Raw genomic sequence first — 26,031 nt, 5'->3', positions numbered from 1 at the left:
CCTGTGAGGCCGCTCTCGGTGTGGGCTGTTTGCCGCGCCGGGGGCGTTTCCCCCCTGTTCCGGAATTAGCCAATGAACAAACCTTTCGTCGTACCGGTTAACCGGGATTCTGCCTGCCAACCTCCCTCCGCCAAGGACTTCCTGGTTGATCGCACCTTCCGTGGGCTCGCGCGAATCGGGGTGGTACTGATTCTGGCGTTGGTCGCAGCCTTGGTATTCGAGGTGGGACGCAAGGCCTTGCCGGGCATGGAAAAGCACGGGTTCGATGTGCTTTTTGGCAGCGTCTGGGACGTTAATCAGGGCAAGTACGGGATCTTGCCGGCCATTTGGGGCACGCTCTACAGCGCTTTCATCGCGCTGCTGATTGCAGGCTTTTTCGGTGTCAGCATGGCGATTTTCCTGACTCAGGATTTTCTGCCGGCCAAGCTGGCCGCTGTGTTTCGCACCATCGTTGAACTGCTCGCTGCTATCCCCAGCGTAGTGTACGGCCTGTGGGGCATCTACGTGGTGATCCCGGCCATTCGGCCACTGACCACCTGGTTGAACAGCGAACTGGGTTGGATCCCGTTTTTCGGCACGTCCTTGAGCGGGCCGGGGTTGCTGCCGGCGGCGCTGGTGTTGGCCATCATGATTCTGCCGACGATTGCCGCCGTGTCCCAGGACGCGCTCACCAGCGTGCCGATGAAGACCAAGCAGGCCGCCTACGGCATGGGCACCACCCATTGGGAGGCGATTCTCAAGGTGATGGTGCCATCCGCCGCCACCGGTATTTTTGGCTCCCTGGTACTTGGCCTCGGCCGTGCGCTGGGCGAAACCATGGCGCTGGCGATGCTGGTGGGCAACGCCAACAACATTTCCCTGTCGCTGTTCGCGCCGGCCAATACGTTGGCAGCCTTGTTGGCGCTGAACTTCCCCGAAGCCGGGCCCAACGAGGTGGAGGTATTGATGTACGCCGCTCTCGTCTTGATGTTCATCACGCTGCTGGTGAATGTCATCGGTTCCATGATCATGCTCTACGCCCAACGGGGTAACCGATGATGACGAATCTCACATCCCCTATCACCGCTGTACCGAGCTTGCAGCGCAAGTTCGAAGGCCGCGCCTTGCGCAGCCTGGTGTTGACCACATTGGTATGGTTTGGCGCGCTGCTGGCCAGTGTGCCGCTGATTTCCGTGCTCTACATGCTGATCACCCGTGGCGGCGCACGCCTGAGCCTGGAGGTGTTCACCGAACTGCCGCCCACCGGCTTCGAGACGGGCGGCGGTTTCGGCAACGCCATGGCAGGCACCTTTGTGATGGTCGGTATCGCTGCGGCGATTGCGGTGCCGGTCGGCATCATGGCCGCGATCTTCCTGGCCGAACTGGGGCCGGACAGCAAATTGGCCAACGCTGCACGCTTTGCCGCCAAGATGCTCACCGGCTTGCCTTCGATCCTGGCCGGCGTGTTTGCCTATGCCTTGGTGGTGATGACCACCGGCACCTACTCGGCACCGGCAGGCGGCGTAGCCCTGGCGGTACTGATGCTGCCCATCGTGGTGCTGACGGCTGAAGAGTCGATGCGCATGGTGCCCAAGATCATGAAGGACGCTGCCTACGGCATGGGGTGCACCCGCTCGCAGGTGATCTGGAAGATCATCTTGCCGACCGGCCTGCCGGCGATCCTCACCGGCGTAATGCTTGCTGTGGCTCGTGCCGCAGGCGAAACCGCGCCGTTGTTGTTCACCGCGCTGTTCAGCAACTACTGGATCTACCACGACGGCGACCTGGCGGTGATGAACCCCACAGCCTCCCTTGCCGTGCTGATCTACAACTTTTCCGGCATGCCCTTCGACAACCAGCTGGAGCTCGCCTGGGCGGCTTCATTGGTGTTGGTGATGATCGTGCTGGTCGTGAATATTGTGAGCCGTATCTTCGGCAAGCCTAAGTATTAAGAACGGGAGCATCTGAATCTTGAACGTCTCAACTGCGCAAATAGCCGCTCCGTTTGTTACCCAATCGCCTGTGGTCATGGACTGCAAGCTGGACAGGATTTTCTACGGCAACTTCATGGCAGTGCGTGACAGCCATGTGCCGATCGAAAAAAACAAGATCACCGGGTTCATCGGCCCGTCCGGCTGCGGCAAAAGTACGGTACTGCGCAGCCTCAACCGCATGAACGACCTGGTGAAAGGCTTTCGCTTCGAGGGCCATGTGCACTTCCTGGGGCAGGACGTGTACGGCAAGGGTGTAGACCCGGTGGTGGTGCGCCGTTACATCGGCATGGTGTTCCAGCAGCCGAACCCGTTTTCCATGAGCATCTTCGACAACGTCGCCTTCGGCCTGCGCCTGAACCGCTACAAAGGCGACTTGGGCGATCGCGTCAAGCACGCCCTGCAAGGCGCTGCGCTGTGGGATGAAGTCAAGGACAAGCTCAAGGTCAGCGGCCTGTCGCTCTCCGGCGGCCAGCAGCAACGGCTGTGTATTGCCCGCGCTATCGCCACCGAGCCGGAAGTGCTGTTGCTCGATGAGCCGTGCTCGGCACTCGACCCGATTGCGACTCGCCGGGTAGAGGAGCTGATGGTGGAACTGAAGAAGGATTACACCATCGCCCTGGTCACCCACAACATGCAGCAGGCCATTCGCGTGGCGGACACCACGGCGTTTTTCTCGGTGGATATTTCCCAGGGCACGCGTACCGGCTACCTGGTGGAAATGGGCCCGACCGCGCAGATTTTTGGCAGCCCGCGTGAACAGATGACCGAGGATTACATCAGTGGCAAGTTCAGCTGAGTAACTCCATGTTCGATAGAAACCACAGGTGCGCCACCGTCAGCCCAGGAATGCCAATGTCTGCAACGCATCGTCTTGATTTGTCAGCGATTGAACGCGCGCTCCGTAAAGTGCAGAGCCGCTTTGCCGAGCTCAGCACGCAATTTACCGAGCCGCGCGACCCCTTGACCGACGAAGTGCTGCACAACGTGCTTGAAGGCTATGCGCTGGTTGACGACTATGTCGCACGGGGCGTTGACCTGTTTGACCTTCATCATCTGGACCTGATGCTGGAGATCAACGCCACGGTGCTCTGCGGTAGCGACCCGGCGCGCCGCGTGGAATACGCGCAGCACCTGGCCGCCACCGAGGAGCACTTCTTCAACAACGTTGAAGGCGGTATCAAGGACTTGTTCAATTGGTACTGCGCGTATCGCAGTGAATCGGTGTGGAAGCGTGCGGCCGGTGTGTATGTGCGCATCCTCAGCAAGCCGCAGTTGTTCATCGAAGGCAACAACCGCAGTGGTTCGCTGATCGTCAGTTATCTGCTGATGCGGGCCGGGTTGCCACCGTTCGTGCTGACGCTGGAAAATGCCGAGGGTTACTTCAATCCTTCCTCGGTAATCCGCAACTCGGCCAAACATGGGGTCAAGGCGTTGTATGAATTGCCCAAGATCAAGAAAAAGTACGCCGCCTTCCTGGAGGAACAGGCGCCGGATCCCAAGGCGTTTTTCTTGAACGACGCACCACAGCCTATTTATCAGGGAGGCCATTAATGCGCCGGTATCCAACACTCGCCAGCCGAGCCGTGCAAGCCATCCAGCAGGCGCTTCTCACGCGTGCCGCCAAGCGCCCGCGCGTACGCATCTCCTTTGATATCGACGACACATTGGCTTGCCAGCTCCACCACGCTGACGTCGAGAGCAGCTGGCTACCGGCTTGTGCTCATCGTTGGTGGGGAGAGCCGCTGCGTATCGGCACTCGTTCGCTGACGCGGCAGCTGCGGCGCCAGGGTTGCAGTATCTGGGTCTATACCTCATCGGGAAGGGCGCCTTCCTACATCAGGCGTTGGCTGATGCTGTACGGCATTCGTGTCGACGGCGTAGTCAATAGCGAGCGGCATAACCACGCCCTCACGGTGCATGGGCTGTCGAACACCCCCTCGAAATTTCCGCCGGCCTTCGACATTGATTTGCACGTGGATGATTCCGAGGGCGTGCGCCTTGAAGGCAACGACCACGGCTTTCGCGTGGTGGTGGTCGACCCGCAGGATGAGCACTGGGCGCAACGAGTGCTTGAAGCGGTCGCGGGCGTGCAGGCACAACTGGCCCGGCAGCAATTACCCAGGTTCAAGCAGCCTGTATGCCAAGGTGCTGAGGTTTATTCTTCCTGAGTTCCAGTGAAACCTGAACTTATCGAGCCCTTATTGCAGTTCACAACTTGCCATAAGGGTTTGATTTTCTTCGACTCGCCAGTCACGAACAACACAGAACTTCACCTCGTGTTCGTCAAACAGCGCTTATGGCGCTTTTGTCGTCTATCTCCCTAAGTACATACCCTTATCATCCGATAGTCGGTCACTTTAACGCGGCACTTCTAGGCTAGTGTTGACGAGCTTCCTTAATGGTCAACCTCGATATTAAGCAACGAAGCAGCCTGAACAGAATGCACAACAACAACTTCAATGCATATTGTTTAGCCCGACGCATCAGGTATTACCGTTGACTTTCGGTGTTGATCGCTGGGCTCAAGGAGTACTGACATGGCTATATTCGATTACAAGGGGCAAGATGCCCGCGTCCTGATTTCAGATGCCTGGACCCTTGCCACTTACACCAGTGGTGTCGCGACCGTCGGCGCGCTCTACAACATTCCGGGGCTTGTGCTGGGCGAGGGCAACACCTTCGCGCTGCCCAAGGGCTGGCGTGAAATCGGCGCGAGCGAACTGCAGGTGGATAGCAGTCACACCGACATCACTGGAAGTTTTACCGGTGACGGCGTGTTCGGCTCCCAGGCCAGGGTGTTTGGTCAATACGATGACAGCGGCCAATTAGTCAAAATGGGTTTTTCCATTGCCGGCACCAACTCGCCAATTGATCTGCTGGGTTGGCCGGCGATGATCGATAACTCTTATATCAACGGCTACGACTACCTGCTCAATTCAATCAAGGATTACGCCACCGACCACAACCTGAGCGGCAAGGATGTTCTGGTCACCGGCTACAGCCAGGGTGGTTCTGTCACCAACAGCATGTATATCGGCAAGGACACTTTGGCAGACGGTTTTTTCAAGGATTCGGACTACTTTGGCATGGAGTCGCCCAAGTCCAGCAACAGCGACGGAATCTTCAACTTCGGTTTTGAAAACGATGTGGTCCACCGCCTCACGGGGCAAGAGACCAACGTGGGCAGCGCCATTATCGATGCGCTTCAAGGCAGTGACGCCAGTTACACTTCGACGACTGACAACATCGTGCTGTTCGACACGATCTACGCGCTGCCAACCTGGCCCAATGGTCCGTTCTCAATTGCCAACCTGTCAGGCTGGGCCGCGCATCTGGAAGGCATTTTCATCAACCCTATCCAGCGTATCGCCCAATCGACCTTCTACGATTACATCGAACGCGACAGCTCCATCATCATCAGCAATCTCGACGCCATCAGCCGCAGCTTTACCTGGGTCAGCGACAAACAGACCGCCACCTCCAACCATTACGGCACACCGGCCTTCCTGCTGGGCACCGACAGTGCGGACAAGCTGCAGGACGGGCGCAGCGATGACTTCCTCGACGGGTTCAAGGGTGACGACAGTTTCCGCGTGAGTACCGGTACCGATATTGTCGCCGGCGGTGAAGGCAACGACAAAGTCTTCCTCAAAGGCACTGCATCTTCCTACGAAGCGGTGAAACTCAGCGATGGCACGTTGTTTTTGAACGACAGCAGCGGCCAATACGGCCTCAAGGAATTGCACGGCGTAGAGCATGTGGAGTTCGAAACCGGCCTGGCCAATAGCCTCGGCCAGGTGCCCGTGTTCGGCGGGCTCTTCGGTGGCATTGGCGAGGTCCTCACGCCGGCCTATACGGTGACCAGTGGCAAACTCGACTTCGAAGGCCTGTTCGGCGCCGATAAGGCGTATGCCAGATCCATCGAAGGCAGCCAACTGGCCGACACCCTCAAAGGCACCGCCGCGCGTGACCTGATATTCGGCCAGAACGGCAATGACCGGCTCGACGGTGGCGCCGGCAACGACCTGCTGCACGGCGGCGACGGCAACGACACACTGCTGGGCGGCACGGGCAACGACGCGCTGTATGGCGCCAGCGGCAATGACGTCTTGATCGGCGGGCTGGGCAATGACCAACTCAGCGGTGGCGTGGGCAGCGACCTGTTTGTTTTCGATCAACGCGGGTTTGGCCACGACGTGATCAGCGACTTCAACATTCACCAGAATGGGCAGGACCTGCTGGTGTTCGCCAAGTCGCTGTTTGCCAGCGCCGATGCCGTGCTCGGTGCCACTACCCAGCATGGCAGTGACAGCGTAATTCTGGCGGGGGACAGCAGTGTCACCTTGGTGGGGTTCAATGCGGCGCAGTTGAGTGCAGAGATGATCAGCGTGGTGTGATGCGACACCTGCGAAACGGAAGGTAAAACCTCACAGGCTCCCCGAAGCTGTGGGGTTTTTTATGGCCTGCTGTTTGACGCAATGGCTCGGTACCACACGCAGCGTCAGTGCCTAGCGGTCGGACTCAAACGGGCAAAAACTCTCCATTTTCACGCCTGAGCCGCTCTGCGTGAAGGGTTGAACGAGTTTGCACTGTTAATTGACGCCATCAAAATGACATCTTATCATCGCCACATTGGATGGCATAAAGCCATATAGAGGGATCTATACAGTGTGGCGTTTAAGGTGCGGGTAGCAGCCCCACTCAGACCGCAGACGTGATTGCGCAGCCGGTCAATGCGCTGGCGCAAACCACTCCGGTCGCCAGCCAGACCATCAACCGCGTGCAAGGCTTCACGCCTACCGCGCCAAAGTCGCAACCGCATAAATACCTGATCGAAACCAACCCGGTGCTCACGGACCTCAAGCAGTTCATGAGTTCCGACTACTTGCTCGCAGGGCTGGGTTACAACCCGGACGAAAGTGCCAAGCGCCTGGGCGACGGGCTCTATGAGCAACGCTTGATCCAGCAGGCCGTGCAAGCGCGCACAGGGCAGCGTTTTATCGACGGCCAGAACACCGACGAAAAGCTGTTCAAGTACCTGATGGACAATGCGATCCAGAGCAAGCAGCAACTGAACCTGGCAGTGGGCGTTACCTTGACCTCGCAACAGGTCGCGGCGCTGACCCATGACATCGTCTGGCTCGAACAGCACGAAGTGAACGGTGAAAAGGTGCTGGTGCCGGTGCTGTACATGGCCCAGGCCGACAATCGTCTTGCACCCAATGGCGCATTGATCGCAGGCAACGACCTTAACCTGATCGCCGGCGAAAACCTGGAGAACGCCGGGACCCTGCGTGCCACCAACAACCTGTCCGCCAAAGCGGGCAATGACCTGATCAACAGCGGCTTGATCGAAGCCGGCAACCGCCTCGACCTGCTGGCGGGTAACAACATCGTCAACAAGTCCGGCGGCATCATCGCCGGACGCGATGTCACGCTGACGGCGATCAAGGGTGATGTGATCAACGACCGTGCAGTAACCCGTACCGGCAACGGCACCGCTGAGCGCCGCGACTATCTCGACAGTGCGTCACGCATCGAGGCAGCTAATGACCTGACGATGAATGCAGGCCGTGACATCGCCAATACCGGTGGCGTGCTGCAAAGCGGGCGTGACACCACATTGGTCGCTGGCCGCGATGTGCACATCGATGCCGTTGAGCAACGCAATGGTTTGGACCTGGGCAACCGCCTGCGTACCGAAACCGTGACGCAAAACGGCGCCAGTGTGGAGGCCGGCCGCGACCTCAAGGTATCGGCAGGGCGAGACTTCAGCGCCATTGCCAGCCGTATCGACGCCAAGCGCGACTTGAGCATCACGACGACTGAGAACCTGAGTATTTCGTCGGCCGCCGACGAACAGCATTCCTCCAGCAAGTCCAAGAAGGTCACCCAGTCCAAGGACCACCTCAGTCAGGTTTCCAGCGTGCTGACGGCCGGTGGCGACGTGTCGCTCAATGCCGGTAAAGACCTGGAACTCACCGCCAGCCGAATCGCCGGCGGCGGCAACGTGGCCCTCGATGCACAGCGCGATGTGAGCATCCTCTCGGCCCTGGACGAAGACGCTTCGTTCTACTCGAAAAAGAGCAAGGGCTCGTTCGGTCGTAGCAAAAGCCAGCAGCGGGAAAGTTACGACAGCACCAACGTAGCCTCCGTCGTCGAAGCCGGCAAAGACCTGACCATCAATGCCACCAAGAAGACTGATGGCGGGATGAGCATCGACGGCGGGCGTGACGTCACCGTGATCGGCAGCCAGTTGAAGGCTGGTGGGGACATGTTGCTGGGGTCCACGGGGGACGTCGCGGTGTTGTCGGGTGTCGAGGAACATGGCTCCTACAGCAAGAAGACCAAGTCTGGATTCCTGGGGCTGTCCAAAAGCGGCAAGAGCCAGTTGAAGACCACTGCGAGCCAAGTGGGCAGTGAGTTGGAGGCGGGCAATGATGTTGTGGTGGCGGCGGGTAATGATGTACGGGTGCGGGCCAGTGAGATAAGTGCAGAAAATGATGTCGAGTTGAGGTCTGGACTGGTCAAGGAAACGGGCGATATCAACCTCGTCTCTGCTAACGACACCGCCTATAGCCGTAGTGAAAAATACGAGAAGAAAACCGGCACGATCTCCGGTGGGTTTATTGCGATCTCCTCGGCCAAAAAAGCTGGTCAGGAAGCCCAAAGCAGCACCAGCGTGGGGAGCCAGGTGTCCGCGGATCGTGATGCGAACTTGCACGCCGAGCGAGATATTAACTTGGTGGGCAGTGGGGTCAGCGCCGGGCGTGATGTCAGTCTCAATGCGGGGCGCGATGTCAATGTACTTGCGGCCCAAAGCAGTACCAGTGAGCGCGATTGGCAAAAAAGCAAACAGACCGGTATTGGCGTATCGAGTGACGCCAATGGTGTGACCTTGTTTGTGGGCGCTGATAAAAGTGCAGAGAAAAATAGACTTGAGCAGCAAACAGCAGCCGCCAGCCAGATCAATGCAGGGCAAGATTTGGCGATCAATGCCAAGCGCGATATCAACCAGCGTGGGTCGGATATATCGGCTGCCAATGATGCTGAGCTGACGGCCGGGCGGGATATCAACATCGATGCGGCGCGTGAGCGTTTGCTGATGGAGCAGCAGCGGGAGACGGAGCGTAACGGGTTGAGTGTGGCTATCAACCACAACTATGGCAACACCAAGGATGCGGTGAGCGGGGCCGGGAAGGGAGAGGACAACATCAGCAAGGGCTCCAGTACGCTGAAAGGTGTTGATGCAGTCGGCCAATTCCTTGCTGGTCCTACTGGGGACGTAAAATTCGGCAATAGCAAGCACAGCACCAGCACGCAGCTGATTGAAGAGACCAATCGCTCATCGACCCTGAAGGCCGGTAAAGATCTCAACTTGGTCGCCGGGAATGATGTGGCCATCAGCGGCGGCCAGTTGAATGCCAGCCGTGATATCAACATCAAAGGTCGGGATGTTTCGCTTGATGTAGCGAAGGGCAGCATTAACCAAAATGACAGTGAGAGTCAGAGCTGGGGTGGCATCCATGGCGGTACCAGTGGTGGCATAAAGTTAGGCGTAGGTGGGAGCCATGGCGTTGCTAGTGAGAAGGGTAGTAACGGTACTTCTACCGTCACGACAGCTCAGGCCGGGCGCGATATTAACCTGAACGCGAGCAATGACCTGAGCCTGGTAGGTACGCAAGCCAAGGCTGGTCGCGACATCGATCTCAAGGCAGGAAACGACTTGAGCATCCGTGCTGCGCAGAACGACAGTTCAAGCGACAGTAATAGAAACAGTGGTGGTGGCGAAGTCGGGTTTACCTTTGGTAATGAGGGGGTCGGCGTTTATGCCAGCGTCAGCATGGGCAAAGGGAACCTGGACCGGGAAGGGCAGCGTCAACAGGATGCCTATCTCTATGCTGCAGATCGTTTGGGCTTCGAGAGCGGCCGCGATACCCAGGTCGCAGGTGCCGACTTACGGGGAGATAAAGTCATTGGCCGGGTCGGCGGTGACCTGAATGTTTCTTCTGTCCCAGACACCGGCAAAGTCAAAGGCAAAGAATTTGATGTAAGTGTCACCGTCACCATCGGGCCGGGCGCCGGTGTCAGCGGTTCGGTTGGTTACGGTCAGACCTCTGGAAAAACCAATTGGGTCGAAGACCAGACGCGGATCACCGCCAGCGACAAGCTGGATATCCGTACGGAGAAGCACACACAACTCGATGGCGCTTTAATCGCTTCGGACAATGGCAACTTGAAACTGGACACCGGCACGCTGGGGTTCAGAGACATCTCTGGAGAAGATAAAGAGCACGGGTATTACTTGAACGTCGGTGGCACCTATAAAAACGGTGAAAGCACTACCCAGGATCCGAGCCAGGTCGGTAAAGGCAAGACGGGGCAGACGGGGTGGAGTGTTACTGGCTGGAAGTACGATAAGGACCGCGAGCAATCAGTCCGCGCGACAGTGGGCGCGGGTGAGATCGTTGTGCGGGATGTGGGCGATGCTACATCTGCAGTGACGGGGCTCAATCGCGATGTTGATAAGGCTTACGAAGTTACCAAGGACCAGGAAAAACGTACGGATCTGTATGTAACTGACTCTTCGTTGAAAGCGGTGACATCCCCAAAGGCAACATTAGAACAATGGAAAACCGACGCCGCCAAGTTAGGTGACAGAACCGAAGAGACGATTTTCCAGATGGTGGACCTGCTTGGCGCTGGCTCGCAGATTGCGCAAGGTATAAACCCTGACTTAGTCGGAATCGAGATGAAAGGCCAGGCCGCCATACGGCAGCTAGGCAGTCGTCACCAAGAAGAAAGGTCCGCTATCGTCAACCGGGTGCTTGGTAATATCACGAACAACGCCCACTCGCCTGAAACTCAAGCACTGGCAGATAAGCTCACTCAGATAGCAGGGGACGACCCGCAAAAAGCCCTGCAGGTGTTGGTGTTGCTGAAAGGCTTGAATAAAAGCAGTCATGGAGAAAGTAATTTCTTACCGGCCATACCTCTCGCTATGGCGGGCATCACAGCCTTAGGAGGCGCGTTAGTCGCAGCTAACCCAACCACGCAGGAAAACTTGCGTATTGCGGCAAACTCCATGGTTGAGGCTGCAGCCAAAACTGGAGAGAATGCTGCGCAAAGCATGAAAAGCAGCATACTGATCTGGGATGTGATTGTCGGTACGGCATTCCCGATCCACCTGCTTGACCCTAGCAATCGCAGTCTGGTCAATCCGATCCTCACTGACATCGCCGTGCATCCGAGCAGTGGTGGGTTTGGTGATGGCAGTGTGGTTGCTCCGACGGTTCATACCGGTGGGACGCCGCTGGACGGGCGACAGGATGATGGCAAGTATGTGACGCCGGAGCATCGACTTGATCCGGGGAATATGTACAGTGATAGAGTGGAGCTGAAAGGTTTAGCACAAAATAGACCTCTGCAAGATCTTACTCATCAGGAGCTGCTTGGGATTTTCGGTACAGCTGGGATTGATCTATCCAACCATGCCATTACTAGGCTCAAGGATTCTCGAACGAAAAATATTGGTTTTGAAACACCCAATGACATTGCAAAAATATTCAATGATGGCGCTAGATTTGATGCTGGTAATGGTGCCATTGGATATGGGTACAAAGGGCTTGAGGTGATTATTAACCCAGCAACGAAGAAGATTGTTACCTTTAGGCCGGCGAAAAATAGGGAGTGAAATATGATTGACTTATTCGATAAAGGTAATAAGTTTTCACTCAAAGTGAAAGGGTACGAATTTCCCGGTGCGCAGGATGAGCTAGATGCTAATTGGTTGGTTGTCAGTATAGATGTCGAACATAAGGCTGGGGAGTCATGGAGCGCGTGTGGGCCCTATCTGCGCACTCATGAACTATTAGGGCTGTTGAGATGGTTGAGAAGTTTAAAAACTGGAGTGCCACCCTCAAGGATTGCATTCACGGAAGGGGAATTGGCATTTTCGTATTTGGGTGATAAGCAGCTGACAGTAATACTTGACTTTAATTTTCATCCTAAGGGCGCAGCGTATGACTACTCAAGTGACAGAGAGTTTTCATTGCCTTTCAATGTTGATAATAAAGGCTTGGCTAATTTGATTCGTTCTGTTGAAGAGACCATAAGGGAGTTTCCCGAGCGCTAAGCTGCGACATAAGAAGATGACAGCATAGAAGGTGACAGGTTTATTTGGTTATTGTCTGTAACTAATAAATCTGTCCCGAATGGCACTTACGTAACAGCTAACCAGCTGATCTGATTACAAAAAATGAAGAATAGGCCGCCCTTGATCTACGGTGATAGTTGTGAACACCCACCCCTCGAACAAGGACAGCCTGCGTGAATCGCAGACCTCAAATCCTCAAGCATCAACAGCAACGCATGCAGCATCACGCCAAAAGCAGCAATGGCCGTGCGTTGGGGGAGCGGTTCGTTTCTGACTGTCGTAACAGCGACGGGCTGGATAACTATTTGCAGCGTTTTGCCTAGAGTGGTATCCAGCCCGAATTCATTCACCCGCCATCGTCATGACTTGGCCTGCGCCGAGTACGTTGGTTGTCGGGTGGCCCGCCAATGCAGGATTTGCTGTTGAATATTCCAGTGAATAATCTGCTCGTAGAGCTTCTCGACGAAAGCGACATCAAGTTCGGCTTCTACCGCCCATAGTCGCCGCTCCTCAAGCATGGCCGCGACGCGTTCAGGTGCTGGAATGTCCTGTTCGTTGGCTTTGAACTGCGCCGCAGCCTTTACGTAACGCAGGCGTTTTTGTAGCGAGTCAAGGATCTGGCGGTCAAAAAAGTCGATGCCCGCTCGAATGTCATTGAGGTTCTCGCAGGCTTGTGGCGGTTTTAGCGGCAGCATGAGGCTGGTCTCTTTCAATAATGGGTACGCAAGTTGAATGACGCCGCGGGCAATCGCTCGACGACCGTTTGATCAGTGAATGCTCGCTTGGATCGAAGGGTATTCAGTTGAGCTTCGGCAACCACTTCGTCGATCAAGGCGTCGATCATGCTGCAGTCGTGATGATGAGGTGTGGTGATCAGGTGTGCCGAATTACCGGAGGTGGCCAGGCAGTATTTCGTCGCAATTCTTTCTGATGGGCAAGGGAACACGACGGTGATGGAGTTTTCGTTGCGCCAGGCATCAATGCCCGAGGCCTGGAAGCGGTCGACGGCGTACTGTGCCGTGTCCAGGCTGTGTTTGATTCGATGGCGCCATTCAGCCCATGAGTAGCTGCGCAGTGCCGCCCACATCATCAGGGGTGTGTGGCCGTTGCGCGAGCCGCTGATGGTCTTGTCATGGGCCCGGATATAATCCACTTCCACTGAAATGCGCGCGACGTTGTTGCGTTTGGCCACGACAATTCCGCAAGGAATGGGCGAGCCGATCATCTTGTGGCCGGAGACGCAGATCGAGTCGATGCCGTCGGCAAACGAGAAGGGTTGTGGGTGATCGACGAAGGGCAGGATCATCCCGCTCAAGGCCGCATCAGCGTGCAGGTAGTAGTCGTGGCGGGCAATGCCTGCCTGTTGCAGGCGTTGCTGGATGGTCTCGATATTATCCACGGCTCCACGCATCGTGGTGCCGATGTTGGCGAAGATGATGGGGTGACGCTCCTGGTCGGCGGTTATTTTTACCATCAGGTCGTCGTAGTCGATTTCGCCATTGGGCAACGATTCGACCGCACGGCATTTGATCCGCAATAATTTGACGATCTTTGCCACGGAGTAGTGGGTGTCTTTCGAGTAGTACAGGGTGCCGTCCGGAAACAGTTCGCGTCCCAGGTAGCAGCCAAACATATTGCCTTCCGTCCCGCCATTGGTGACGTAACCCCAACTGTCTTCAAGGGCAATGTTGAACAGCTCGGCGAAATACGTCATGACGTCTTTTTCAAAGTCGAACGAGTTCAACAGGTAGTTGCTGTACTCGTTCCAGTCCCCGCAGTTGTTAATTGAAAATTGCAAGAAACGGTGCAGCTGGGAGTAATCAAAATCGGCTGATTCGGGATACCCAATGTTGAAATACTGATGTGTCACGCAGTGCTGCCAGAAGCCTTCAAGCTTGCTTTGGTCGGCAGGGGATAAAGTCATGTCTAACTCCTTTTAAAACGACTGGGTGACGCCGCCCGGTCAGGCGGCTATCTGCCTCGCGTCTACCAATGACCACCAGCTGCTGAGCGTGGGCGAATCCGCCAGTTCTTCGAAGCTGACGGCAATGCCACGCTCCTTGAGTTCGGCAGCGAGTCTCATCACTTGCAAGGAGTCGAGGCCATAGAAAATCAGGTTTTCCTCAGGGTCCAGGTCTTCACAGTCCTCGACGAGTTGCCGCACGCGAGTCTGCAACCAGGCGCGGGTGGTTTCCGCTGCCAGAAGCTGACGCAGGTGCTTCTTGTCAATCTTGCCCACGGGTGTCAGCGGCATGGTTTCGATTAACCGGATGCGGTCGGGCAGTTTGTATTCGGCGATGCCGAGTTCCATCAGGTGACGTCTGAGCGCGGGCGGCTTCAGGCTCGGGTTGCGTGATACGACGAACGCGCAGCTTTTTTCTCCCAGCCTGTCATCGGGCATGGCCACCAAGCCCGCGTGAGTCACATCAGGATGGAGGACGATGAGGTTTTCGATTTCCTCCGAGGCGACTTTTTCACCGCCACGGTTGATCTGGTCCTTGACCCTGCCGACCACGCGCAAATCGCCGCTGGGCATGAGTTGGACGAGGTCGCCGGAGTAGTAGTACCCCTCGTTATCGAACGCCTGGGCATTTTGTTCGGGGCTTTGGTAGTACCCGCAAAAAGTGTAAGGGCCACGTGTGGCGAGCATGCCAGGTTCTCCGTCCGGGACGGGGAGGCCTTGTTCGTCAACGATTTTGATTTCATCGTCGGGGCTGATCGGACGGCCCTGGGTAGTAAAAATCTGTTCGTCGGAGTCATTTAGCCGGGTGTAGTTGATCAGGCCTTCGGCCATCCCGAATACCTGTTGCAGCTTACAACCGAGCACGCCGGGCACCTGGCGTGCCAGCGAGTCGGCAAAACAGGCGCCACCGACCTGGAGGAACTCAAGCGATTGCAGTTGTTCTTTATGCTCCGGCGCTGCCTGCAGCCACAAGGCGACTGCACTTGGCACCAAGGCCACAGTATTGACTTCTTGGCGCTGGATGATCGAAAAACAGGTCAAGGGCTCCGGGCTGGGCGCCATGATGATGCAGCCGCCAGCATGTAGAACACCGAGGGCGCCGGGGGAACTGAGCAAGAAGTTATGGGCGGCAGGTAGCGCGCATAGAAAGCGCGTGCGTGGCGTAAGTTCGCATACTTGCGCGCTTGCCCTGGCGTTGTAGTAATAGTCGTTGTGAGTGCGGGGGATGAGTTTGGGGGTGCCCGTGCTGCCGCCTGACAGTTGGAACAATGCGACCTCGCCGGGCCCCGAGGGGGAGACGTTCACGTTGCTCTCGCTCGGCGTATTGATCCAGTCGGCGAGGTTGTTTTCGTGACGTTGCTCGCCCAACAGCAAGATGATGTCTGGACTTGAACCCACCTCCTTGAAGTCGGCGATATAGCTGTCGTCACGGAAGACTTCATGTTCGCGGGAGGCAATCAACAACGTTGGCGCGATTTGTTTGGCGTAACTCTTGAGTTCAAGTTTGCGATGGCTGTAGAGCGCGTTGAGGGGTGCGATTCCTGACTTGAGCAGGGCAAAAAGGACAATGTAAAACTCCGCGATATTGGGCAACTGCACCAGTGCAGTGTCACCGTTGCCAAGCCCGCTGGCGGCCAGTCGCGAGGCCAGGTTGGAAGACAATTGGTCCAACTCGGCATAGCTGAAGTGGCGATCGCCGCAAATAATCGCGGGGGCGTCGGGTTGCGACTGGCTGCGTTCCTGAAGGAGGTGGGTGAGCGGTTTGTCGAGCCAATAGCCTTTGTCCCGATAACGCTGTGCGCTTTCCAGAGGCCAGTGGTTAAATTCAATAGTCATAGTATTCACGTGTGAAAAAATTCGAGTTAGTGGGCCAATCCGCAGGCGCGCAGCATGGTGCCAAGTTTGGTCTGGACTTCTGCCCATTCGGAGTCGGGGCTTGAGGCTTCAACGATGCCTGCGCCGGCGAACAGGCGGACCTTGTTTCGCCTGACCGTGCCGCAACGAATCGTTACGACCCATTCGCCATTGCCCTGGGCATCGCACCAACCCACCATGCCGGTGAACAGGCCGCGCTCGAAGGGTTCGACGAAGCGAATCAGGCGCCGGGCGCGCTCGGTGGGGAAGCCGCACACAGCCGGTGTGGGGTGCAAGCGGCAGGCAAGCTGCAAGGCCGATACAGCCGGGTCTGCCAGCGTACCTTCGATGCGGGTCGAGAGGTGCCAGAGCGCGGGCGTGCTGATGAGGGAGGGGCGTTGCGGCACATTCAGCTGCGTGCACAGTTTCCCCAGTTGGCTGACGATGTCCTGGGTCACGAACCCGTGTTCGTAGTGATCTTTTTCCGATGTCAGCAACCAGTCTGCATTGCGCCGGTCGGCTTCTGGATCGGCCATGCGCTTGGCTGACCCTGCCAGCGGGTTGGACAGAAAGCTCAGGCCTTCCTTGCGGACCAGAAGTTCGGGACTGACACCGATCAGCGTGGTGCCATCAGGCATTGGCACACGGAAGTGGTAGCCGCTCGGGTTCTGGGTTTTCAGGTTGTGCTGCAGGGCACTCACATCCACATCGTTTGCAAATATCAGCTCGCGTTGAACCGAGAGCACAGCCTTGCGTACGTCGCTGTGGCGGAAGTTGACGACGGCGTGTTCCACCGCCCGTTTGAAGGCCTGTTCGTCCGGAATGTTTTTCTGTTCGATCAACTCAGGCAGCGTCGACATACCCGTTTTCGCGTGGATGTCTCGGGTCCGCCATTGCGCGTGTTCGGGAATGTAGAGGCAGGAAGGTTCAGCAGGGTCGAAAGGGATGGCGCCAACGATGATTGGGTTGCTCTGGCCAGCTTCGCGCGCCCGATCAAGCGCTTGCACAATTGTCTGCTGGAACAGGCTATTGGCGTCATCGCCGCCAATGGCAGGTGTTTCAATTCTCTGCAGCATCCCGGTGACCGCTAACTCGCGATCGCCGGATGTGAACGAAAAACTACGTTGTACCTCTGCGAGTTGCACCTCTTCCATCTCGGTCGTTCTTAGGGTGCCCGTTCTCATTTGGGGGAAGCCTCCGTGGCCTAGGGATAAAAAGAAACTTGAAATAGAATCATTATCGTTTCTAATATGTGATGCTAATCATTACGATTTGTCAATCACATGAGTGAGCCATGAGAGAGTTAACTTCAATGCAAGCCGCCTGTTGGATCGGGCGGACTGCTCATGCGTTTTTAGGGAAAGTTTCAGCTCATCTGTATGCCGAATTCGATGGCCATTGCATTGAGCTGGAGCGGCTGCGCAAGGCACTTGAGCAGGTATGTCGGCTGCACCCCATGCTGCGAGTCAGGCTGAATGCGGAAGGGCTTCAATCCATTGCTGCGATGGACCAGTCACCGCTATTGGAGGTGGAGGATTTACGTAGGATGAGTGAAGAGGAGGTTGCGCAGCGCCTGCTCTGCAAGCGTGAGGAATGGACTCATCAGCAGCTTGATCTGTGTCAAGGGCCCGCAGCACGGTTTTGTGTGAGCCTGCTGGCCAATGATGCGTTTCGGCTGCATGTCGATACGGACATGATCGCCATTGACCCATCCAGTTTTCGCACGTTGATAGAAGACCTGGCAGACCTCTATGAACATCCAGAGGCCGCTCTGCCACACACGCCATCGTTCTTCGACTGGTATGACAAAGCGCGCACCGATAGCGCACTTAAAACGGCCCGCGACCGGGACCGTCGCTGGTGGCGCGAGCGTCTGTCTGATATCACGCCGGCGCCGACGTTACCTTTTCTTGAAACCCCGCCTGACCAGCCGCACAGCGATCGACTCAGCACATGGCTGGGTCCAGAAGAGCGCCAGGCGTTACAGCGTCTCGCCCGCGAACGCAGAATAACGCTGTCTACCTTGATGATGGGGGTGTTTGCAGCGGCCCTCGGCGCCCAAACGGGAGACAAGCGATTTCGCCTCAATGTCCCTACGTTCTGGCGACCTGCGCTGGTGGGCGAGGTTGAGCGGATCGTCGGCGATTTTGCCAACATGCTGATTCTGGATATCGATCTGGAGGCGGCCCGGAGCCTGGCCGAGCTGTGCAGGCAACTGGCAGGCAATATGGTGGATTTGCTCGAGCATTGCGCTTATCCCGGGGTGAACCTGATGCGCGACCTGTCGCGTCATCATGGCGCTGCGCAACTGGCCCCTGTTGTGTTTACCGCCGGGCTGGATCTGTCTGGCGCAGACCTTCTTTCTGAGCGGGTGCGGCGAGTGTTGGGCCCCATGAGCTGGGTGGTTTCCCAAGGGCCTCAGGTTGCGCTAGACGCGCAGGTTGTCTGCGCCGACGGCGGCATCTTGATCAATTGGGATATCCGTCTGGATGCGTTACCACCAGCCTGGGTGTCGGAGTTTTTCGACCGTTTCGTGCTGATGGTGCGCGAGGTGGCCGCTTGCTCCGCTGTTCTGGACCAGCCACTCTCCCAGCCAGCGGTTGTCGCAAAACCACTGACCGCTTTACAGCAGGCTTATTTGCTTGGGCGCAGCGCGCAGATGCCGCTGGGTGGTGTGGCCATGCAAGAGTTTCGCGAGTACCGCGGCGCTATGGATCCGGCACTGCTGCGGAGCCGGCTGGTCGAGATGGTCCAGCGCCACGAAAGCCTGAGAGTACGCATCGACGCGCAGAAACTCGTGCAGTTCGTCAGCGATGAGGTGCAGTTGAACCTGGACGAAGTCGACCTTACGACCTTATCGCCAGAAGAGGCGCTCAACTACGTCGAGGCGCGCCGCGAGGCGTATGCGCATGCGTTGTTCGAGCTGGACCGTTCGCCCTGGAACGTCACGATCTTCAAGCTTCCGGAGGGCCAGTTGAGCGTCTTCGTACGCCTCGACGCCTTGATTCTCGATGGGCGCTCAATCGCCACCCTCATGGTCGAGCTGTTCGACGGCACAACTGGCGAGGAGTCGTTCCCGCAGACGGCATCCGAGCCAGAGGATTTGGACAGTAAGCGCAAGGCAGATTCCGTTTATTGGAAAGCCAAGCTTGCTGCGGTCAGCGGGGCACCGCGGCTGCCGTGGATCACTGCGCTGGATCGGGTGGGCGCTTCACGCTACGAGCGACAGAGCCTGCTGATCCCCAAGCCTACGTTCGGCGCCTATTGCAAGTTGGGCGCGCGGCAGCGGCTGTTTAAAAACACCACGCTAATGGCACTGGTGCTGGAAGTGCTCTCGCACTGGCTCGATGAGGGTGGTTTGTGTGTTGCGGTGCCTGTTGCCCCGCAAACGGTCGGTGCCTTTGCGAATCGCTCAAGCTTTATCGCGATCAATTGGAGCGCCGAGCCAGATGGTTTTGCCGAACGCGCTGCCAAGCTGCAAGTAGATGTGCTGGAAGGGTTGCAGCACCTGAGCTTTTCAGGGGTGGACCTTGCTCGTTTGCTGTTCGAGTCCCATGGTCCCGGCCCGGTGCTTCCGGTGGTGATCACCAACGGGTTTTCCTGGCCAGTCTCGGCGCAGGGCAGCCCGATGAGCCTGCACGGCGGTCTGACCCAGACGCCACAGGTGGCGATGGATATTCGCTTCTCGGCCAATGCCGACGGCGAATTGGTGTTCGATATCGACTATGCACGCGCAGTGCTGGAGCCGGAGCTTGTCAGCGCCGTTTTGAACGCAATCGAAAAAGCGGTCGACCAAGCCACCACAAGCGGGGTTTTGGCCGTTGATGCCAAGGCGATAATCGAAAAAGGCCACTACCGTTTCAATAGTCGGGTCACTGAAGCGTGCCGCGAAGGGTTTCTCGACAGGATCGCGACCAACATCTTTGATCGGAGTAATACCAAAACTGCTCTTATCAGTGGTGATCGGCTAATCAGCTATGCCGAACTCGGCCACAGCGTGTGCTGCATCATCGGGGCATTGAAAGCGCGCGGATTATCACGTGGGCAAGTCGTCGCCATCTGCCTGCCTCGCAGCCCGGAACATACGATGGTGACGTTGGCGTGTGCTCTGACAGGCGTAATCTGGGTTCCCATCGACGTTTCAGCGCCGGCCGAGCGGTTGCGTTACCTGCTGGAAAACTGTCAGCCCGATCTTGTGGTGATTGCCCAGCATGAGTCTGTCGGCTCAGTCACGGCTACACCGGCGGAACTCTTGGCTGTGCAGACCCAGGCGATGCCCGTGCTGGATGACCTGTCGTTAAGCGACGCCCCGGCCTATTACCTTTATACCTCGGGCACCACTGGTAAACCCAAATGCGTGGTTCTGAACAACCGAGCCACCGCCAATGTCGTCGGCAGCACCCTTGAACGTTGGGCTGTCACCGAGCGCGATGTGTTCATGTCCGTGACTCCACTTCACCATGACATGTCGGTGTTCGACGTTTTCGGATGCCTGACGGCAGGGGCAACACTGGTGCTTACCGGGGGTGGCGAGGAAAAGGACGCCGTACGCTGGAACCAGTTGATCGCCCAACATCAGGTGACGTTGTGGTGCTCTGTGCCCGCTATTTTGGAAATGCTCCTTTCATGCCGCACCAGCCATGATTTGAAGAGCCTGCGTTTGATTGCTCAGGGCGGTGATTACATCAAGCCGGCCGTGATCGCCGAGTTGCGTGAACTGCTGCCGTCATCTCGGTTGATTTCCCTGGGGGGGGCCGACGGAGACCACCATCTGGAGTATTTGGCATGAAATTACGGACGATGACCGTGCGCTGATTCCTTATGGAAGGCCCTTGCCCGGAAATAGCTACTTCGTCCTAGACCCACGAGGCGAGCATTGCCCGGCAGGCGTAGTTGGCCGACTTCACACCGCCGGCGTCAATCTCGCGCTGGGGTACCTCGAAAACGGCGAGTTGGCTCAAAGCGAGTTCGTGACCGTCACTGATGAACATGGCCAAGCCGTTCGGGCGTTCCGGACCGGTGACTGCGGGCGTTACCGCCGCGACGGTACCTTGATCTTCGACAGTCGGGTAAATGGCTACGTGAAAGTTCGCGGTGTGCGGGTATCGCTTCCGGATATCGAGATAGCGCTGATCAATCATCCGTCGCTCAGGCACGTGTTGGTCGTGGATTACGGCGAGCAGCGCCAAGGCGAGGTCTGCATTGGCGCTTTGTATGTCTGTCAGCAGGGCGGCGAAGAGCCGACCACCACCGAACTCCGCAACTTCGCCCGTCAGCACCTGCCGCACTCCCATGTGCCCACGCGTTTGCTCAGGGTGGACGCGTTGCCGCTGTCGCAGAACGGCAAGCCTGATCGTCAACGGGCCCGCAGCCTGCTTACGGCTTCGGTAAATGACGCAAGTGAGCCCGCTGCGATGAGGCGCTCGACGCCACGCAACAAGGTATTGGATATCTACTTGAGCGTACTGGGGCGACCGCTGGCGGATGGGGCGAATGCCAGCGTGGACTTTATTAGCCTTGGGCTACGGCCCCAGCATTTGAAGGCGATTTCGGCGCGGGTCCAAGAGGATTTCTCGGTGCGCCTTTCGCCAGGGCAGCTCCTACGCTGTCGCAATGCACAAGACGTTGAACGCCTGCTCATGGCTGAGGGTTCCTGAGCGTGTAACGGATGTTGATATAAGCGCGGTGGCGCGCCTGCGCGCACGTCAACTGCAATAACCAAACAGTTGGGCCTAGGGAGATGGATTGGATGATGGATGTACAAAGTGTTGATATTACCGGCGTTGGCATTGGCCCCTTTAATCTGGGTTTGGCCGCGTTACTGTCCAAGCATCCTGGCGTGACCGGTGTTTTCCTTGACCGGAAAGCGGAATTTCGCTGGCATGAAGGGCTTTTGTTACCAGGCACAACGCTTCAGGTTCCGTTTCTGGCCGACCTGGTGACGATGGCGGATCCCACCCATCAGCTCAGTTATCTGAACTACCTGCATCAGCACGATCGCCTGTACCCGTTCTACTATTACGAAAACTTTCAGGTGCCTCGCCGTGAATACGATCACTACTGCCGCTGGGCGTCGCAGCAGCTGCCAGCCTGCCATTTCGGCGAGGAGATCTGTGATGTGACGTATGACGCCAACGCTGGCCAGTTTCTGGTAGAGAGCCAATCAGTGTCAGGCTTCAAGCGCTATTATCACAGTCGGGACCTGGCGATTGGTGTCGGTACGGCGCCTGTATTGCCCCAGTGGGCACAGGTCAAGAGCACCGCGCCGGTGATGCACTCGGCGGAGTTCGGCAAGCGTCAGCAACAGTTGTCGAAATGCCAGCGGGTCACGGTCATTGGCTCCGGCCAAAGTGCGGCCGAATGTGTGTTGGCCTTGTTCAGCGAGTTGACACCCGAGCGGATTGCAGCAGGGGCGTCGATTCGCTGGATCACACGCTCAGCGGGTTTTCATCCCATGGAGTATTCGAAACTGGGGCAGGAGTGTTTTACGCCGTCCTACATGGAGTACTTCCACAGCATTCCGAGGGAGCGACGCCGTGCCATCGTTGCAGGGCAAGGGCTGCTGTACAAAGGCATTAGCTTCTCGACCATCGCTGATATCTACGACCTGATCTATGAACGCTCGATTGGCGGCAGTGATCCGGGCCTGACGTTGCTATCCAATTGCGAGGTGCAGGCCGTGGAAGAGATTGATGGCATGCTGAAAATCGCTTACCGGCACCGTGAATTGAACCAGACCGGCACTCTTGAAGCTGATGCCATTGTGGCGGCGACAGGCTACGGGCATACATGGCCGCAGTGGTTTGAAAGGCTCAAGGGCGTGGTGCTTGAAACCGATGAGTATGGTGACTGTATTGTCCAGGACGATTTCACCGCACGCCGCTGCGATGCAGGCACGGGCCGTGTCTTCGTGCAGAATGCGGAGATCTTCCAGCATGGTGTTGGTTCGCCGGACTTGGGGATTGCGGCGATTCGCAATGCAACGATTATCAACCAGTTGCTTGGCCAGCCTTACTACCGCTTGCCCAAACGGTCATCGTTCCAGCGCTACGGGATGCATGAGGCGTAGAGCCGAGGGTTGAGGGTCTTGGTAGCATTACCAAGACCCTGATCAGGTTATAGGTGGATATGGTTAAGGGCGGTGCGGGCTGCGTCGGGCGTCGTAAACAGCGCGAACACCTGATCTATGGTCGTGCTCAGGCGCGCCATCTGTGCTGCGCTGTAGCGGTCCGAACGGTAAGTAATGACCAGGCGCAGTGAGCGTTTGCCGTCGATCGTGTTCTCCATGATTTCGAACTGAATACCGAACATCGATTGGTTCTTGTCCGGGTCAATCTGCCGGTAGCGGATCGTCCCGGCGTCCGGTGTGCTCAGGGTGCCATTCAAGGCGTTGTTGGCGTGTATTTGAATGTACACGTCGAACAGCAGGCCGTCTGCGGGCGTCATGCCGAGGGCCTGTTGGATCTGCTCCATCGGAATATCGGCATAAGCCATGGAATCATTGATCAGGCGAGTGGTGTTTTCAATCAGTGCGCCAACGGCCTGCTGGGGATCGAACTGCACCCGATGCGCCACCATCGTGGTGAAGTAACCGACCGTTTCATAAAACCCTGGGTCGGTGCGGCCGGAGGCGGACGTGCCGATCACAAGGTCTTTCAAATTACCGAGCTTATGCAGGGATAACGCAATCGCTGTATAGACCACACCGAACAGCGAAGCGTTATTCCGTCTGGCGAAGGCATACAGGTTATCGGTGAGCGCCTGGTCGGGTTTGATTTCGAACCATTGCGCGTTCGTCGACACTTCGCTGGCCGGCACGCTGGCCTGATAGTCAGGGGAGGGCAGTGCCAGGCCCTGGGTTGCGCCGCGCAACATGTTCGTCCAGTAGTCGAGATGCTGTTGATTGATGCCAGTGGCCTGTTGTCGTAGGGCGAACTCATGGAATGACGGTGCAGGCGCTGACCAGGTGGGTGCTTTGACTGCTGCACGGGCGAGGTAGGCCTGAGCCAGTTCCTCCATCATCACGTTGAGTGACCATTCATCAATGGCCATGTGGTGGATCAGCAATGATAGGGTTTGGCGTTGGCGTTGCGGGTCGTAAATGAAACGAACCCGTAGGGGTAGCTCGCGGGTCAGGTCGAACTGATAGGTGGCTTCGCTTTTGAGCGTTGCACCCCGGCTTTCCTGGCTTGGCCAGAACCACTTGTATTCGGACAGTTGCTCGAACGGCACGATCTGCTGGTACGCCTCAGAGCCCTCGAAGTGGAAGGTTGAACGCAGGCTGGCGTGACGCTTGAGCAGGTCACGGAAAGCTTGCTCGAACAGTGCTTCATCCACCTGGTCGAGGAAGTCCAGGGCAAAGGGCAGGTTGAAAATTGTCCCGAACTCAAAGGCTGCGTAAGCCCGCCCAAGGGAGGCTTGGGCCAGCGCGAAAGGTGCCCTCTGTACGTCTTGCTGGCGGTCCATGGCAACAGCAGTTGCATCGTTTTGCTCGATGATATGGGCGTGTGCGGCCAAGGCGGCGGCCGACGGCGCGCTGAAAAAATCATTGAACTGGACTTCAATGCCATGGCCGCTCAGCAGCTTGCCAATGATGCGTGTGGCCAGTAGCGAATGACCGCCGAAATCAAAGAAATCATCAGTGAGTTGCATGTCAGGCTCTACCAGGGCCGCTCGAAACTCATCAAGAATAATCGACGCAACGTCGTCGTTGGCCGCAGGCTGGGCGGTGGGCGCACTGATGGGTGACGATAGCGCTTCACCATTCGCCAAGCCGTGCAACCAAGGCGTACTGCTGGCCGAGTGGCCTATATAGGCGCTCAATACCTGGTGATACAAATGGCCTTCCTGGCAACTCTGGTCGAGGACCTGATGGAGTATGAAGCCAAGGATAGTGTCTTGCCCGGTTTGGATAATCAACGCCTTGAATGGCGGCTGGCTTTGCGCGTCCCAGGGTGCCATTTGCTGCGCGCGCAAATGCTCGGTGGCCTCTACGTCCGAGTGTAGATGCATGAGTTCAAAGCAGGACTGCCAGTCAGCGGCGTGCACTTTGTGCACTTCACCATCGTCGTTGAACAGGTAGCGCGCATTCAGATCGGGGAGTGTTTCGATAACGCTCCTGATCGCTGACGTAAGTCGTGAAAGGTCAATGTCGGCGTCGAATCGCCAGGCGCTGAAGTGCTTGAGCACGCGTTCGGGATATTGCTGCTGCAAGAGCCAGAAATGCTCTTCGTTATTAGTGACAGACAGTTTCGGTAACGAGTCTGGATTGAGTTCCATCATGGAAATTTCCCGCCTTATCAAACTGAACAGTAAGAAGTAGAGAGGGCACCGCAGTGCCGACAGGCCGATCCTCGGTCTGCTGCAACGCTCAGAAATCCAGGCGCAAGAGAAGGTGCAAGCAACTCACATTTGCAGGGGGTCAATGAACGCCGTATGATGTTAAATAGTAATCATACCTATTCGCATTAGTCAAAAGCTGATCGCGAATTGACCGTCTCAGGAGAGGTGTTGTGAACAACGGAGCGTTCGCGTCCACGCAGCAATTTGAAAAGCTCTATGTCGACCATCACGGTTGGCTATGCAGCCTGTTGCGCCGCAAGTTGGGCAGCTCGGTCGATGCCGCTGATCTCGCTCACGATGTCTATCTCAATCTCATCAAGAAAGGCCGGGTTCCTTCCACCGAGGATTCTCGCGCCCACCTGACCCAAATCGCCAAAGGCATGGTGATCGATCTTTATCGCCGACGTCATCTTGAGGCCCGCCATCTGGAGGCGCTCAAGTTGCAGGCCGAACTGTTGGTCCCGTCAGAGGAGCGACGTGCCCTCGTGAGTGAAGCGCTGGCTCAGATCGATGACGCATTGCGCCGCAAGCCAGCCAAAACCCGCCAAGCGCTGCTGCTGTGCAAGTTGCATGGTATGGGCCACCGCGACATTGCCTGCGAGTTGAAAGTGTCGGTGTCTTCCGTCGAGAAGTACATCGCGTCTGGCCTGCGAGCCTGCTACCCATTCGTGCCCGGGCTGGTGCCTGGCACCGCCTCATCGATTAATGAACGTCTCGATTGAGGATTTTGCGTTGCCGTTCGG

The 26,031-nt window shown here is 57.1% G+C and carries 17 protein-coding genes and 1 pseudogene; 13 read left to right on the top strand and 5 right to left on the bottom strand.

Annotated features, from left to right (window positions below; translation table 11 throughout):
• The first annotated feature begins 72 nt into the window (after positions 1-72).
• The 9 genes and pseudogenes from pstC to AB9N64_RS04100 all read left to right on the top strand — a co-directional run bounded on the left by pstC (position 73) and on the right by AB9N64_RS04100 (position 12,452).
• Complete coding sequence (pstC, locus tag AB9N64_RS04140) at positions 73-1,038, top strand: phosphate ABC transporter permease subunit PstC (RefSeq protein WP_003191517.1); 966 nt, start codon at positions 73-75, stop codon at positions 1,036-1,038.
• A complete protein-coding gene (gene pstA / locus AB9N64_RS04135) occupies positions 1,038-1,931 on the top strand; it encodes a phosphate ABC transporter permease PstA (protein WP_014718563.1) in 894 nt (297 codons plus the stop codon). Before pstC ends, pstA begins: the two co-directional genes overlap by 1 nt.
• A 76-nt stretch (positions 1,932-2,007) precedes the next feature.
• Complete coding sequence (pstB, locus tag AB9N64_RS04130; protein ID WP_019817112.1) at positions 2,008-2,769, top strand: phosphate ABC transporter ATP-binding protein PstB; 762 nt, start codon at positions 2,008-2,010, stop codon at positions 2,767-2,769.
• A gap of 56 nt (positions 2,770-2,825) precedes the next feature.
• Positions 2,826-3,524: a hypothetical protein gene (locus tag AB9N64_RS04125; protein WP_019817111.1), complete on the top strand. Its 699-nt coding sequence runs from the start codon at positions 2,826-2,828 to the stop codon at positions 3,522-3,524.
• A complete protein-coding gene (locus AB9N64_RS04120; RefSeq protein ID WP_020302730.1) occupies positions 3,524-4,141 on the top strand; it encodes a hypothetical protein in 618 nt (205 codons plus the stop codon). The genes AB9N64_RS04125 and AB9N64_RS04120 overlap by 1 nt, the downstream gene beginning before the upstream one ends.
• A gap of 369 nt (positions 4,142-4,510) precedes the next feature.
• The gene (locus AB9N64_RS04115) at positions 4,511-6,370 is read left to right on the top strand and encodes a calcium-binding protein (protein ID WP_371359985.1); all 1,860 of its coding nucleotides are present in this window, start codon (positions 4,511-4,513) and stop codon (positions 6,368-6,370) included.
• 284 nt (positions 6,371-6,654) lie between these two features.
• Positions 6,655-11,667, top strand: a pseudogene (locus AB9N64_RS04110) (hemagglutinin repeat-containing protein); the annotation flags it as partial.
• A 3-nt stretch (positions 11,668-11,670) separates the two neighbouring features.
• Entirely contained in the window at positions 11,671-12,108 is a 438-nt protein-coding gene (locus tag AB9N64_RS04105; RefSeq protein WP_020302733.1) for a hypothetical protein, read from the top strand.
• Positions 12,109-12,302: 194 nt separating this feature from the next.
• Complete coding sequence (locus tag AB9N64_RS04100; protein WP_156890641.1) at positions 12,303-12,452, top strand: hypothetical protein; 150 nt, start codon at positions 12,303-12,305, stop codon at positions 12,450-12,452.
• Positions 12,453-12,488: 36 nt separating this feature from the next.
• Here AB9N64_RS04100 and AB9N64_RS04095 read toward each other — a convergent pair whose 3' ends face one another.
• The 4 genes from AB9N64_RS04095 to AB9N64_RS04080 are packed head-to-tail and all read right to left on the bottom strand — an operon-like array spanning position 12,489 to position 17,100.
• Positions 12,489-12,824 (bottom strand): isochorismate lyase, encoded by a 336-nt coding sequence (locus tag AB9N64_RS04095; RefSeq protein ID WP_014718554.1) that lies wholly within the window; start codon positions 12,822-12,824, stop codon positions 12,489-12,491.
• Between the two features lie 14 nt (positions 12,825-12,838).
• Positions 12,839-14,053 (bottom strand): histidine decarboxylase, encoded by a 1,215-nt coding sequence (locus AB9N64_RS04090; protein WP_137270473.1) that lies wholly within the window; start codon positions 14,051-14,053, stop codon positions 12,839-12,841.
• Positions 14,054-14,092: 39 nt separating this feature from the next.
• Positions 14,093-15,928, bottom strand: coding sequence for a (2,3-dihydroxybenzoyl)adenylate synthase (locus AB9N64_RS04085; protein WP_019817101.1), 1,836 nt, complete (start codon positions 15,926-15,928; stop codon positions 14,093-14,095).
• A 26-nt stretch (positions 15,929-15,954) separates the two neighbouring features.
• On the bottom strand, positions 15,955-17,100 hold the full coding sequence (locus tag AB9N64_RS04080) for an isochorismate synthase MenF (RefSeq protein ID WP_323558344.1): 1,146 nt from the start codon (positions 17,098-17,100) through the stop codon (positions 15,955-15,957).
• Between the two features lie 140 nt (positions 17,101-17,240).
• On the opposite strand from AB9N64_RS04080, the gene AB9N64_RS04075 reads away from it, so the two are divergent.
• From AB9N64_RS04075 to basC, 3 genes are all read left to right on the top strand, one after another.
• Entirely contained in the window at positions 17,241-20,735 is a 3,495-nt protein-coding gene (locus AB9N64_RS04075; protein ID WP_371359984.1) for an AMP-binding protein, read from the top strand.
• Positions 20,716-21,603 carry a hypothetical protein gene (locus tag AB9N64_RS04070; RefSeq protein ID WP_371360383.1) on the top strand — a complete coding sequence of 296 codons (888 nt, stop codon included), beginning with the start codon at positions 20,716-20,718 and terminating at the stop codon, positions 21,601-21,603. The genes AB9N64_RS04075 and AB9N64_RS04070 overlap by 20 nt, the downstream gene beginning before the upstream one ends.
• Positions 21,604-21,695: 92 nt before the next feature.
• Positions 21,696-23,015 (top strand): putative histamine N-monooxygenase, encoded by a 1,320-nt coding sequence (gene basC, locus AB9N64_RS04065; protein WP_014718549.1) that lies wholly within the window; start codon positions 21,696-21,698, stop codon positions 23,013-23,015.
• 47 nt (positions 23,016-23,062) lie between these two features.
• On the opposite strand, the gene AB9N64_RS04060 is transcribed toward basC, so the two are convergent.
• On the bottom strand, positions 23,063-25,228 hold the full coding sequence (locus tag AB9N64_RS04060; protein WP_371359982.1) for a condensation domain-containing protein: 2,166 nt from the start codon (positions 25,226-25,228) through the stop codon (positions 23,063-23,065).
• 230 nt (positions 25,229-25,458) lie between these two features.
• On the opposite strand from AB9N64_RS04060, the gene AB9N64_RS04055 reads away from it, so the two are divergent.
• Entirely contained in the window at positions 25,459-26,010 is a 552-nt protein-coding gene (locus AB9N64_RS04055; protein WP_014718547.1) for a sigma-70 family RNA polymerase sigma factor, read from the top strand.
• Positions 26,011-26,031: the final 21 nt, after the last annotated feature.

This window comes from Pseudomonas sp. KT_2_4, from assembly GCF_041410225.1.
Classification (GTDB): Bacteria; Pseudomonadota; Gammaproteobacteria; order Pseudomonadales; family Pseudomonadaceae; genus Aquipseudomonas; species Aquipseudomonas paracarnis.
This window is presented reverse-complemented; position numbering and strand designations above follow the sequence as displayed.

Coding starts and splice junctions, on each gene's coding strand:
- pstC (WP_003191517.1), top strand. CDS start 73: ATGAACAAACCTTTCGTCGTACCGGTTAACCGGGATTCTGCCTGCCAA.
- pstA (WP_014718563.1), top strand. CDS start 1,038: ATGACGAATCTCACATCCCCTATCACCGCTGTACCGAGCTTGCAGCGC.
- pstB (WP_019817112.1), top strand. CDS start 2,008: ATGGACTGCAAGCTGGACAGGATTTTCTACGGCAACTTCATGGCAGTG.
- AB9N64_RS04125 (WP_019817111.1), top strand. CDS start 2,826: ATGTCTGCAACGCATCGTCTTGATTTGTCAGCGATTGAACGCGCGCTC.
- AB9N64_RS04120 (WP_020302730.1), top strand. CDS start 3,524: ATGCGCCGGTATCCAACACTCGCCAGCCGAGCCGTGCAAGCCATCCAG.
- AB9N64_RS04115 (WP_371359985.1), top strand. CDS start 4,511: ATGGCTATATTCGATTACAAGGGGCAAGATGCCCGCGTCCTGATTTCA.
- AB9N64_RS04105 (WP_020302733.1), top strand. CDS start 11,671: ATGATTGACTTATTCGATAAAGGTAATAAGTTTTCACTCAAAGTGAAA.
- AB9N64_RS04095 (WP_014718554.1), bottom strand. CDS start 12,824: ATGCTGCCGCTAAAACCGCCACAAGCCTGCGAGAACCTCAATGACATT.
- AB9N64_RS04090 (WP_137270473.1), bottom strand. CDS start 14,053: ATGACTTTATCCCCTGCCGACCAAAGCAAGCTTGAAGGCTTCTGGCAG.
- AB9N64_RS04085 (WP_019817101.1), bottom strand. CDS start 15,928: ATGACTATTGAATTTAACCACTGGCCTCTGGAAAGCGCACAGCGTTAT.
- AB9N64_RS04080 (WP_323558344.1), bottom strand. CDS start 17,100: ATGGAAGAGGTGCAACTCGCAGAGGTACAACGTAGTTTTTCGTTCACA.
- AB9N64_RS04075 (WP_371359984.1), top strand. CDS start 17,241: ATGAGAGAGTTAACTTCAATGCAAGCCGCCTGTTGGATCGGGCGGACT.
- basC (WP_014718549.1), top strand. CDS start 21,696: ATGATGGATGTACAAAGTGTTGATATTACCGGCGTTGGCATTGGCCCC.
- AB9N64_RS04060 (WP_371359982.1), bottom strand. CDS start 25,228: ATGATGGAACTCAATCCAGACTCGTTACCGAAACTGTCTGTCACTAAT.